This is a genomic window from Shewanella sp. 1CM18E, assembly GCF_023161665.1.
GTDB lineage: Bacteria > Pseudomonadota > Gammaproteobacteria > Enterobacterales > Shewanellaceae > Shewanella.
Genome location: NZ_JALNTW010000004.1, coordinates 1 through 12899 on the forward strand (window position 1 = coordinate 1; position 12899 = coordinate 12899).

Annotated in this window: 11 protein-coding genes; 7 read left to right on the top strand and 4 right to left on the bottom strand. The window is 43.3% G+C overall.

Annotation, left to right across the window (positions count from 1 at the left end):
* Positions 1-133: 133 nt before the first annotated feature.
* Positions 134-505, bottom strand: coding sequence for a YacL family protein (locus MSG37_RS07355; protein ID WP_248469935.1), 372 nt, complete (start codon positions 503-505; stop codon positions 134-136).
* A 154-nt stretch (positions 506-659) separates the two neighbouring features.
* Complete coding sequence (fkpA, locus tag MSG37_RS07360) at positions 660-1424, bottom strand: FKBP-type peptidyl-prolyl cis-trans isomerase (RefSeq protein WP_248469936.1); 765 nt, start codon at positions 1422-1424, stop codon at positions 660-662.
* 484 nt (positions 1425-1908) lie between these two features.
* Here fkpA and MSG37_RS07365 point away from each other — a divergent pair, with 484 nt between their 5' ends.
* The 5 genes from MSG37_RS07365 (at position 1909) to MSG37_RS07385 (ending at position 7577) form a co-directional block, all read left to right on the top strand.
* Positions 1909-2121: a SlyX family protein gene (locus MSG37_RS07365; RefSeq protein WP_248469937.1), complete on the top strand. Its 213-nt coding sequence runs from the start codon at positions 1909-1911 to the stop codon at positions 2119-2121.
* A gap of 275 nt (positions 2122-2396) precedes the next feature.
* Positions 2397-3764: a hypothetical protein gene (locus tag MSG37_RS07370; RefSeq protein ID WP_248469938.1), complete on the top strand. Its 1368-nt coding sequence runs from the start codon at positions 2397-2399 to the stop codon at positions 3762-3764.
* A gap of 23 nt (positions 3765-3787) precedes the next feature.
* On the top strand, positions 3788-4381 hold the full coding sequence (gene lpoB / locus MSG37_RS07375; RefSeq protein WP_248469939.1) for a penicillin-binding protein activator LpoB: 594 nt from the start codon (positions 3788-3790) through the stop codon (positions 4379-4381).
* 210 nt (positions 4382-4591) lie between these two features.
* On the top strand, positions 4592-7192 hold the full coding sequence (gene pepN / locus MSG37_RS07380) for an aminopeptidase N (RefSeq protein ID WP_248470230.1): 2601 nt from the start codon (positions 4592-4594) through the stop codon (positions 7190-7192).
* Between the two features lie 172 nt (positions 7193-7364).
* Complete coding sequence (locus MSG37_RS07385) at positions 7365-7577, top strand: hypothetical protein (protein ID WP_248469940.1); 213 nt, start codon at positions 7365-7367, stop codon at positions 7575-7577.
* A gap of 69 nt (positions 7578-7646) precedes the next feature.
* On the opposite strand, the gene MSG37_RS07390 is transcribed toward MSG37_RS07385, so the two are convergent.
* On the bottom strand, positions 7647-8207 hold the full coding sequence (locus MSG37_RS07390; RefSeq protein WP_220778598.1) for a phosphoribosyltransferase family protein: 561 nt from the start codon (positions 8205-8207) through the stop codon (positions 7647-7649).
* Between the two features lie 376 nt (positions 8208-8583).
* Entirely contained in the window at positions 8584-10347 is a 1764-nt protein-coding gene (locus tag MSG37_RS07395) for an alkaline phosphatase D family protein (RefSeq protein ID WP_248469941.1), read from the bottom strand.
* 404 nt (positions 10348-10751) lie between these two features.
* Between MSG37_RS07395 and MSG37_RS07400 the strand changes: the two genes are divergently transcribed.
* The gene (locus MSG37_RS07400; protein ID WP_248469942.1) at positions 10752-11252 is read left to right on the top strand and encodes a toxin-antitoxin system YwqK family antitoxin; all 501 of its coding nucleotides are present in this window, start codon (positions 10752-10754) and stop codon (positions 11250-11252) included.
* A 65-nt stretch (positions 11253-11317) separates the two neighbouring features.
* Entirely contained in the window at positions 11318-12877 is a 1560-nt protein-coding gene (locus MSG37_RS07405) for an ankyrin repeat domain-containing protein (protein WP_248469943.1), read from the top strand.
* The last annotated feature ends 22 nt before the right edge of the window (positions 12878-12899 follow it).

Sequence of the window (12899 nt, forward strand, 5' to 3'; positions counted from 1 at the left end):
ATTCCATTAAACGTACTTCAGGCAAAGCCTAATTGATGATAACCACCTACTGAAGTAGGTGGTTTAGGGCTGAAAATTAAAAGGCAGCTAATCGCTGCCTTTTTTGTGCATAAATAAATCTGAAGATCGGCAATCATTTTTCGTCGATAAAACGACGCCAGCTTAATATCACTTCATGGAAATCTTCTAAACCGCAAAACGCTTCAGACTCACCATCATAAAAAGACATAGATTCATCAAGCTCTTGGTCTTCGTTATCTTCAATATCGTTAGCAAAAATTCGCGCTTGTTCGCTATCTAATTCCAACGAGATAGCCTTACCCACTAAGCGCCACTCATTGCCTTGACCACTTTGTAAGCGCTCAATTTGCTGACAGATCTGCTCAAATAGTTGGCTATTATCAGCCAGCTCTTCAGATAACCAAAAGCCTAACGCCTCGTGGTCCATACTAAAACGAGCAAAAACCGTATCTGTGATGGTGTTGCGTAAAAATTCGTATTCCATATCCAGCTCAAAATTAAAATCTCTTTCAGAGATCATTTTAACCTATTAATCTGCGTCTATGATGTTTTGTTTACGCAAATAAAAAAGGACGCTTAATGCGTCCTTTCTATTAACCATATATCAGCTCAACATTTTACAATGTCAGCGGTAATGATTAGTGAGCGTGAGCCGCTTCAGCAGCGCCAGCTTTTTCGATGTCTAACAGCTCAACTTCAAATACTAGTGTTGAATTTGCAGGAATAGTCCCTGTATCGCGATCGCCATATGCTAGATCTGCTGGGATAACAAACTTGTACTTAGAACCCACAGACATTAGCTGTACGCCTTCAGTCCAACCAGGAATTACGCGGTTTAGTGGGAAAGTTGCTGGCTCGCCACGTGCTACAGAGCTATCAAACTCAGTACCGTCAGTTAGTGTACCAACATAGTGAACTTTAACTGTGTCTTCAGCTACTGGCTTGTCACCAGTACCTTCAGTAATCACTTCGTACTGTAGACCAGAATCAGTTGTTACAACGCCTTCTTTAGCTTTGTTAGCGTCTAAGAAAGCCTTGCTTTCAGCTGATGCTTTTTCTGCTAGTAGTGCTGCTTGCGCTTGACGCTTTTCATTTAGCTTTTCATCAAGAGTTTGCAAAATAGTTTGCATCTCTTCTTGAGTCAGTTTTAGCTCGCTGTTTAGGCCTTCGCTAAAACCAGTAACGATAAGTTCTCTATCAACCTTTAAACCTAGCTCTTCTTGCTCTTTAATGTGGCCAGCCATGTAGGTACCAATTGACGCGCCAACGCTATAAGCTTCTTTTTGAGCTTCAGTTTTCAATTCAACTGGAGCAGTAGCCGCAACAGCCTCTTGCTCTTGATTACAAGCTGTTAAACCAACAACGGCCAAGGCCACTAGTGAATATTTATAAATCGATTTCATTAAAGCTTCCTCAGCATTTACACGTGGTTACACTAACCTAATACTTTTATTTAGGCGAACCACTCTATACTAGTTAAATAGGTTATTCCAATCTGAACAGCGAAAAGCCCGCTAACTGATATTAACCGTACTTTTTCAGATAAATTAATCAATTATGTACAGTTACATATCAGTAGATATGGTTTGGCCTAATAACTTAGCAATGATTATCTTATTAGTCATCTAACAGACAGCAGAAATTTAGCCAAGTTCAGAGATTATCAGTCAGAGTTTATACTTTGTCAGCTTACATACAGCTTTTAGCTTAATAACTGCGCAAGCTTACGCGCTAGTAAGTTTCTATAAACATAAGTAGATGCTGTATACTCATCAGCATCAACCGTCATTAATTTGAGGATCGATTATTCTCAAATTACCGTCTTTCATAAACCAGTACCAATCTTGGTATCTGCATGCAAAGACCCCTATCCATTACGAGGTTAACTTGGATAATTTAGAAAGCCGTGTCGAAGAGCTAGAAATGAAAATCGCTTTCCAAGATGGCACCATTGAAGAACTAGATCAGCAAGTAATTAAATTGAACAAGGCACTTGCCGAGCAACAAGATCAACTACGTATACTGGTTAATAAACTGCAGGCTGTAGAACCAAGTAATATGGCTAGCCAAGCTGATGAAACGCCACCGCCACATTATTAAATATGAGTCACAACCTATCGTCATAGCTTGTATAAAACTAAGATGAATAACTTTAATCGGTCAAAATAGCCTTCAAATGTGCAATATTTATGCAACACTTAAAGGTATTCATCTTATGTTCAGCTTCATAACGCTATAAAAAGCCTTGAAATAACGCTCAGATATTATATGTTTTTATAAATTGACTAAGGTCTACTATTATCACTAAGCGGTAAGTCTGATTGAGTCAATAACAACAAAGCTGGTATAACAATGCGAATTAAAGAGACTTGCTAATGAGAAGTTTTTTACTGCTAGCAACTATGATGCTAAGCCTAAGCGGCTGTGCGTTTAATAGCATTTTTATCAATTACCCTTCGCAAATTGCTCCCGTTAAAGCCCAGCTAAACTCTGCTACCCCGCAAAATGCCGCAAAAATAGTTGCTGATGAAATAAGTGGTGCCGATGGTTTACTTTATGCCCAGGAAGCTGGCCGCAGCGCACAAATTGCCGGTGACTTTACTAGCAGTAAGCAATACTACCAACAAGCAGTTGCAGCCTATAGCGCATTCGATGACAAAGCAAAAGTCAGTCTAAGTGATGCTGGCGCGACCGCAAGTAGTCTATTTTTAAACGATAATGTTATCCCTTATCGTGGCCCTGGCTATGAGCGCATCATGCTGCACCAATACCAAGCTCTTAACTATCTATTTGCTGGCGATCCACAAGGGGCACTGGTTGAAGTTCGTCGCAGTAATGAGCTACAAAGCCAAGAGCAAGCCAGATATCAAAAATCCAATAAGTCAGTGCAAGCTATGGCAAACGGCACCATAGACGCTGAAATGAACAAACTTGGTAAAGCCGCTGGCAGCACCACAAGTTCATTTCTTAACGCCTATAGCTATTACACAACGGGTATGTTGCATGAAATTTTAGGCGAGCCAAACGACGCCTTTATTGACTACCGTAAAGCGGCGCAAATCAGTCCTAATAATCCTTACCTGCAAAAAGATCTCGTCAGGCTCGCCAAAGAGTTATCAATGCCGCAATACGATGAGTTTAAACGCCGCTGGGGTGACGCTGTTGAGCCAACGAAAGAGCAAGGCCAAGTGATTATCATGCTCGAGCGCGGCTTTGTGCCTGAAAAGCAAAGTTTTACAGTACCGTTTACTATTGAAGGAAACTGGCAAACCGCCTCGTTAGCAACCTATTATCCGAATCGACAACCTGTACGCCAAGGGCAAATCCAAGGTTTAGGCACAGTATTAAAAACCGCACCAATTGCCAATATCGATGCCTTAGCCATTACCGCGTTAAAAGAAGAGCTGCCTGCAGCCCTCGTCCGCCAAGCCGCGCGTATTTATGCCAAGGCAGAAATGGCACAGAGCGTTGAAAGTGAGACTAAAAAGCGCCGTAATCAAACTGATTACGCCTCAATTGCTATGCAAATTTTTAATGTGGTCACCGAACAAGCCGACAGACGCAGTTGGCTAACCTTACCCGAGCAAGCTCAAATCGCTCGCTCATATGTCAAACCGGGCAGCTATTCGCTCATGCTCGACAATAACCCTGCCGATCCCATTGAAGTAAAAAGTGGCCGCACAACCTTAGTGTGGATAATTGACACTGGCAATTACACCCGTTTTTATTCAATAATCATTTAGCAATCACTTGTATGGAATTAACTATGAAACATTTAAAAGTCGTTTTTATTCTTGCAGCAGTTATCGGTTTATCTGCCTGCCAATCCAAAGTTGAATACGGTGATGCCACAGAAGTGGAAACCGTTAACGAGAACTTCGGTTCTACCGATCTACAAGCTATCGCGGCTAAGATGGTCGACAGCATGCTGACTTTCCCACCTGTTGTGGCCATAACAGCAAACGATCGCCCTATTATCTTCGTTGATAAAATTAAGAACAAAACCTCTGAGCATATTGATACCGAATCTGTTACCGATTCAATCAGCAACAAGTTACTACGCTCAGGTAAGTTCCGCTTTATCGATATGACCAAGGTTGACTCGGTACGTAAGCAGCTTGATTACCAAAACAACTCAGGCATGGTTGACCCATCAACCGCAATTAACTTTGGTCGTCAAATCGGTGCTCAGTACATGCTATACGGCAACCTATCTAGCATCGTTAAACAAGATGGCAGCACTAAAGATGTTTACTACAAGATGACTATGCGCTTAATGGACCTAGAAACAGGTCTAATCGAATGGTCTGATGAAAAAGAAATTCGTAAAGTTAAGTCTAAGTCGTTTTTAGGTCTATAAGCCAGCAAGGCGCTGATTGGACTAAACTCGCCTAGCCAGACGAATTTAATCGGTAACAAAGCCAGCATTTAGCTGGCTTTTTGCTATACAAAATTAGTCTGGCTGAATACAAAGGAAATAGGGTAACGTATGCGCTTGCTGTCGCTCCCCGAATAATGAGAAAAGGATGCTGTTTTGAAGTTGTTGTTTATCGGTTTTACCACTGCCTTACTGTGCCTTACCACTGCAAGCCATGCCAACACCAATGACGGCAATTTTTTGCGCGACAATAGTGCCTACATTAGCCAGCAAGCGGCAGCACAACGCGCCGCAAAGATAACCGATGTGCACTATAAGCTCGACTTAACCCTAACCGAGCACAACGGCTTTAACGGCGTAACCAAGATGAGCTTTGATCTCAGCGATAATGACCAAGCCCTGAGCTTAGATCTAAACCAAGCGCAGATCCAAAGCTTTGTTATCAATGGTAAAAAGGTCTACCCCAATTACAACAACAGCTATATTAAGCTTAACCCTCGACTATTAAACAGTGGCAACAACACCATTGAAGTCGCCTATCGCCGCGACTACAGCAATAATGGTGAAGGCCTGCATAAATTTGTCGATCCGGTTGATAACAAGGTTTACCTGTATTCCCACTTTGAGCCAGCAGCCGCACAGCAGATGTTTGCGCTATTTGACCAACCCGATCTTAAAGCCACATTTCAGTTAAGCGTCACAGCGCCAAAAGACTGGACCGTAATTAGTGCTATGAGAGAAAACCAAATAACTGACCAAGGCGAGCAGCGCCGCTGGCAATTCCCAGAGTCCCCAAAACTCAGCCCCTATAACTTCTCCATGCACGCAGGGCCTTATCATAGTTGGCAAGATAACTCTGGAAAATACCCACTGCGCTTGTTTGCCCGTCAGTCCATTGCTAAACAAGTTAATCAACAAGACTGGTTTAACTACACCCAAAAAGGACTCAACTTTTTCAATAATTACTTTGGCATCGAGTATCCGTTTGCCAAGTATGACCAAGTACTAGTGCCTGATTTCTTGTACGGTGCAATGGAAAATGCCGCCGCAATTACTTACAGCGAAAGCCGTTTCCTCAGCGATAGCGCCATGACCACTGAGCAAAAACAGCGCCTAGCAAATGTAATCATGCATGAGATGGCGCATCAATGGTTTGGTAATTTAGTGACCATGAAATGGTGGAATGGACTATGGCTCAATGAAAGCTTTGCCTCGTTTATGGCAACGATGGCCACCAGCGAAACCACCGAATTTTCAGCATGGCGTAGCTTTTACGCTAAAGGCAAACAAAGTGCCTATGCCCTCGATAGCTCAGCCAGCACCCACCCAATTGAAGTCCCCGTGCCAAGCAGTAAAAATGCTTTCGATAATATCGATGCCATTACTTACTCCAAAGGCGCAGCAACATTAAAGCAGTTAAGTCATTTGCTCGGCGAAAAAGTGTTTCAGCAAGGCGTACAAAACTATCTCACTCAGTACAGTTACCAAAATGCCGAACTCAGCGACTTTATCGCTAGCCTTGAAAAGACCGCCAAACGTGATTTAAGCCAGTGGAGTCAAGATTGGTTATACAAAGCAGGAGTAAATACGGTTCAAGCGGAGTTTAGTTGCAGTAATGGCCGCATCACGCAATTTAGCCTAAAACAAACGGCATCTAACCCTGAGCAACCAACGCTGCGCGAACAGAAAGTGCTAGTAGGCTTATTTACTAAAGGTCGTAGACAGCTGCACCACAATATTAGTGTTCCCGTTATCTATAAGGGTGCCAAGACTCACGTTAAGCAGCTTATTGGTCTGCACTGCCCAGATTTGGTTTACCCTAACTATCAAGACTGGGGCTATGTCAAAGTCAGCTTAGATCAAAAGTCATTTAAGACGGCGCAAACCGAGCTAACAAGAGTACCAGATCCACTGCTGCGCTCCATGTTGTGGCAAAGCCTATGGGACAGCGTTAAAAACGGCAGCTTAACGCTCAATGATTACATGGGCACGGTATTGATTAATCTCCCTGCAGAGCAAGATCAAATCATTTTGGATCAAGTATTAACCAGCTTATCGCAAGCAAAGGTCTACTTAGACAAGATGCATCCTAATAACCAGCGCTACGCAAGTAAAGCCATCAGCGCCATGGAGCAAATGAGCTTAAGAAAAGTCATGGCCAATAAAGATAAGCGAGATTTACAACGCATCTGGTTTGATAGCTATATCGAGTTTGCCCAGAGTAAAGCCGCGCTTAACCATATGGATGCACTACTCAATAGCACCGCAACTATTAACGGCCTAGAGATAGATCAAACATTGCGCTGGAAAATGATTGTGCAGTTAAATCGCCACGATCACCGCAATGCTCGCTACTGGCTGAATAAAGAGCAAAGCGCGGATAATTCAGATAGTGGTCAAAAAGCCGCATTAGCCGCCGAGGCCAGCCGCCCTGGTGCCGCTAAAAAACGCCAATGGCTGACGCGTATTCAGCAGCCCACCAATCTGCCTTTTGCCAAAGTGCGCACGGTAATGGAAAACCTCTACCCAAGTGAGCAAAAGCGATTAAGTGCTGCAACCGCAGAGCAGCGGCTGTCGAGTCTAGCCCAGATAGATAGCCAGCAAAGCCCTGTATTTATGCGCAGTTATAGCGCCGTATTGATCCCTACAGATTGCAGTTATGCCAGTATCAGTAACCTTAGCCAAACCTTAGCAGCAGAAAAAGGTTTATCAATATCGACTCAGCGCGCGCTTAAAGATGCCATACAGCAGGAACAAACCTGCTTGCTGATTAAGACCAACATGAAGCATTGATAAAAATCTTATTGCTGTATACCTAAACCACACAATCACAGTAGGCATAAGCAATTACGCCTACTGCTCATTTCGCCCAAAGCAAAGCTCGCTATCGCACTCAGCCCAATCCGCTTTATAGCCACTATAATGGATGGGAATACCACTTTTTAAGCGTATTGAGGAGCGATTTATGGGGCCTTTTACTATCGCAGCGATTGCTATTGTCGCCGTGTTTTTATTGAAAGCATATAAAGAATATAACAAACAAAAAGGGCGGATTGATGCCGACGAATTAGTGCTGGTGAATAAAGAGCTCAAGGAGCTAAAAGAACGGGTAATGACCTTAGAAAAGATTGTCACAGATAAGTCTTATCAGCTGCATGATGAAATCGACAAGCTTTAACGACTAACAAAAAAGCCACCGTTTAAGGTGGCTTAGTATTAACGTATCCCAGTGGGAATCAATTAAACATTATACAAATAAGTGCTTAATGTTTTTCAAGTCGCCCTTGCCTTCGGCAAGTTCTTCTGGCGACAAACCAGAGACTTCATGCGGGAACACTAACCACTCGTCAGACTCATGAATGAAGTAATCAGGCTTTAATGGTACAACCGTGTTTTGTGGCTTGTAGTATGGGCAAGCAATACGCACATCTTTTGGCATATTTAGGCGCATCAAGTCACTTAGGTTTTCCATTAATGCATGAATACTGCGGCCAGAATCAAAAACGTCATCAACAATCAATAGACCGTCGCCAGCATTAGCATTTTCAACAATGTAATGCAGACCGTGAACTTTGATCTGTTTACTTTGCTTATTGATACCGTAATAAGATGAAGTACGCACGGCAATGTGGTCAGTTTCCACTTTTTTGAAGTCAAAAAATTCTTGTACTGCGATGCCGATTGGAGCACCACCACGCCAAATGCCCACAATAAACTGCGGACGGAAACCGCTTTCATAAACTTGCGCTGCTAAACGAAATGAATCTTCTAGCAATTCTTGTGCGGTAATAAAGCGTTTCTCTGACATCTGAGCGTCCCCATCTTGTTATTAATATCTAAATTAGGTCTTTATACCCATCGCATTAAAGTCTAACCCATTAGTGGCAGTGCTAAATCGCCTGTATCCACTAAGAATAGATCAAAATATATAAGCTGAAGAGTACAAAAAAGGCAGGTGACGATGTCTATTCCAAGATCTGTAATAGGCGCTGATTAATAGCGAAAAACCATTAACCGCTCAACATCTAAACACCCACCGGATTTTGGAGGCGGATTCTATACTAAATCAACAAGTATTGCTGTAAAAAAGCCAAAAACTTACACCAGAATCACTAAAAAAATAAGGCTACCAAACTGGCAGCCTTAAGTTATCAATCATGCTTCAAGCAATAAGTTAGCAAGTATTAACTTGCAGCCTCTAGGCCATGACTACCGGCTTTAGTAACCATGGAGAAGTTACGCGCGGTATCTTCAACAAATGCACGAGTATAAATCGTATCAACAAAACGCCAGTCACAGCGCACTTCATCGTGATTAAAAGTTAGCGTCATTAAACCGCGATTCATCAAATTCGCATAAGCAAGATTATCCACTAAGTCCACTATCGCTTCCTCAGTTGCCGGAATATCCTTTTCATCAATCCCCAAATAATACTCAAGCCCTGGCGATGATACCGAGCTAGTCGCAAACTCAACACCCACTGAGTCACCAGCAGTATCTTTAAGCTGATTAGCCCAAGCGTTGTGGGTATCACCCGCTATCACCACTAAGTTTTTAGCCTGTGATTTTGCCGTAGCCAGAATCACTTCGCGCTCATAGGCATAACCATCCCACGCGTCTAAGTTATACGGGATAGATGGCAATTGCAGTAACGCCATCACTTCAGGCGTTAGCTTGTCACCAAAGAATGCTAAATACTTAAGCTCATCTTCAGTCAAAGTCGGGTCGCCTGCCGCTTGCCTTGCCGCAATCTGTGCCAAAGCTGCTAACTGACCAAACTCTGGAATTGACAGTTGCTGAGTCGCAATAGCTGCCGGTAGCATCATTTGCCCCATCAACACTTGCTGACCTAAGACTTGCCACTTTGCTGTAGAGGTCAATAACGCAGTTTGTAGCCATGCCAGTTGCTCTTGCCCCAGCATGGTGCGGTTAGTGTCAGTGACATCAGCCATAAAGCGAGCGCTGTCCAAGCCGCCTGTCGCAGGATCTGTATATTCAGCGTAATCTAACTGTTTATCACGACCAACAAGACGAGTGTCTAGCATATGTAGATCTAGAAGATCACCATATTGGAATGAACGATAGATCTCCTCATGGTTACCTTCACGCCAAGGACGAATGGGCAGCCACTCAAAGTAAGCTTGTAGCGCCGCCTCTTTGCGCGCATCAAAGTCACCCTCACCATCATTATGGTTTTCCGCACCGTCACGCCAGCTATCATTAGCCACTTCATGGTCGTCCCACACAGTAATAAACGGGGTTTTTCCATGGAGTTTTTGTAAGCTTAAATCACTGCGGTACTGGCCATAACGGGTACGATAATCGCTAAGACTAATTAACTCGCCCTCAGGTACAACTTCACGTTGCAGCTCAGCAGCACGATCACTGGCGTACTCACTGCGGGCGTATTCATAAATGTAATCGCCAAGGTGAATAACCGCATCGAGATCATCCATACGCGATGCCATCTCATAAACATTGAAATAGCCAGCAGGGAAATTAGCACAAGACATAACCGCAAACTTAGCTTGCGACAGTGCCCCCTGCGGCAAGGTTTTAGTCTGTCCCGCTTGTGAGGTTTTATTACCGGTTTTAAAGCGATAGAAATATTGCGTCCCAGCTTCAAGACCTACTGCATCGACCTTAACGGTATAGTCGCGTTCACTATTGGTGATGGTGTCACCACTGACCACCAGCTGACTAAAGTTTGCATCGGTTGCTACTTCCCATGACACTCTTACATCACCGTCTGTTTCAGGGGTTATCCGAGTCCAAATAATCACCGCATCATGGCTAGGGTCGCCACTGGCTAAACCATGTAAAAATTCAGCATAAATGCCACTGTCATCATCGCTGCTACAGCCCATTAAGCCGTATGATACAACTGCAGCGCCTACGCCTTTGGCCGACATTGCCAAGAAATCTCTTCGCGTAAAAGGTCTTTTCATTATTATTCCTTTAATATTTTTAGTTTGGTGGTACGAGGTCTAATGAGTGTGGATACTAATAACCCACTATTACACGAAGGTGACAAGATGTTAATAGGCAGTTAAAAGTAGATTTAACCACAACCAATTACCATTAAAATATGCAGCCATCTTGCCTAACCCGCCTATAAAACGGCATCCAAAGCATCATTCATTAATGCGGCAATGTTATTGAAGCCCCATAATTTTCGTACGACAAAACCCTAAAGCCAATGCAGTTAACCTATGTTTGTATAGATGTTTAGGTAACAAAAATCAGATGGAAAATATTTTGAAGTTACATTTAATTTGGCCACTAAACTATCGCGACTAAAAAAGTTAACATGTAGACAATTAAGGTCGAGCGACTAGAAAGGACCATGTCTATGTTTTATAAAATGATATTAGTATTAAGTAGCCTAAGCATCTTGCTTACAGGCTGTAGCAGCACAGAGCAAACCGTTCTCTATAGCGACTTAGAGCAAAAAGGCGATGCTATCTACTATCAAGATGCTCTCTATACAGGGACATTTATGCGTAAAGACAGCCAGCAAAGACTTAGGGCTAAAGGTTACCTCAAAGACGGTCTACTTCAGGGAGAAGTTGTTAGCTATGACATTTATGCCAGAGTCACCAGAACCGAACACTTTAAAGATGGCAAACCCCATGGGATCTTCACCCAGTTTTATGAAGATGGCACCATAGAAGAACAAGGCCAATTTGAAGCGGGTGAAGTGGTCGGCAAATGGCTGCTTTATTATGAAACTGGCGCCTTAGCGCGTGAGTCTTTTCACAAAAATGACCGCCCTGATGGACAATGGACCTATTTTAATGAAGATGGAACCATCAAAGAAATAAGAACTTATAAAAACGGACAGCAAATTTAAATATTGTGCAGCCAAGCGAGTACCACTGATTTGCAGCTATTCACACGGATATTTTAGGGGAAAAAGTGAGACGCCTAACCGCAGTAATCATGCTAGGTTTAGTGCTTGGCGGCTGCGCGCAATCATCTAATGCGCCAAAACCTGAGCAAACAAACCAAGCCATAATTCTTTCCTCAGCCAACAGCTTGAGTGAAGGTGAGCTTAACGCCGCTACTGAGGCATTAATAGCAGCTATAGAGCAAAACGATAAAACCGCATTTACAACTCTGTTAGCAAGCTCAGTTAGCCAAAGCCTTAACCCTAAAGATGGTTATAGCCCTTTATATTCGGCGATTACTATGCGCCGCCCAGAGCTTGTCAAACCACTACTTGATGCCGGAGCCAACCCTAACCTCGGCAATCAATATTCTGGCTATCAAACACCGCTAATGTTTGCCATTTTCAACGTCGATATTGACAGTTTCAAACAGCTTTTAGCCAGTGGTGCCAACCCAAATGGTGTCGATTATAAAGGTCTTTCGGCACTGCATTATTTAGCCCAAAGCCGCTGTAGTAGCTGTTTGCCAAGGGATGAATTTAATCAACAAGCACTAGCTTTGCTTATTGAGCATGGCGCCAATATCAATCAGCAAAATAATGAAGGTGAAAGCCCAGCCTTTGTTGCCGCCAAATATAATAATATTCCCATGCTCACGGCGTTAGCCGCTCAAGATGCCGATTTAGATCTGCTCACTGAAGATGGTTTTTCAGCCCTAATACAAGCAATCGACTTTAATCAGCCCAAAATCGTATCAGCGTTGCTCGATTTAGGCGCGGACGTTAATGCCAAAACCTATCATGATACGACACCGTTAATGGACGCCTTACTCAGAAGGGAAAGCCGCCAACAGATAATAGACAATTTGATTGCCGCAGGGGCGGATGTAAATAGCCATGGCGCTGAGGCTACGCCGTTAGTAATTGCCGTTGAAAGCAATAATATCGAGCTAGTAAATCAATTGGTTGCAGCGGGAGCCGATCCTTCATTAGCAACCCTTGAGAGATATACCACTCCGTTAATGTCAGCCATCTATATTCAAAGTAACCCAATGATTGAGCGACTTTTACAGCTTGGCGCCAACCCAAATCAGCAGGATATTCAAGGTGCCTCTCCGCTTAGGTACGCCATAGGATTGCAAAACCAAGCTGCGGTTGAATTACTGCTCAAAGCTGGCGCAGATATCAATGAGCTAACTAAACAGCACTGGACACCACTTGCCACAGCCATTGATATTAATCATCTAGAAATAGCCACGCTCTTGCTAGCAAAAGGTGCTGATATCAATATTAGCGATAGCTATGGTGACTGGCCGCCAATAGTGTTAGCTAGCAGCAAGCTTGACTCGCCTATGCTGTCGTTACTAATGGATAACGGCGCTGACATAAAGCGCACTAATTTAAATGGTAACAATGCGCTGCATATTGCAGTGCTCAATATTGAGCAGCTAGACGATAATGCCAAGCAGGTGATCACGGCGCTAATTAACTATGGCGCCGATCTAAAAGCTGTAAATAACTCAGGTAAAACAGCATTAGACTACGCCGACTCCAAGCCTGAACTGTTGCAGTTTTTACAGCAGTTTTAATAGCTACTGCTGAAAAACGCTA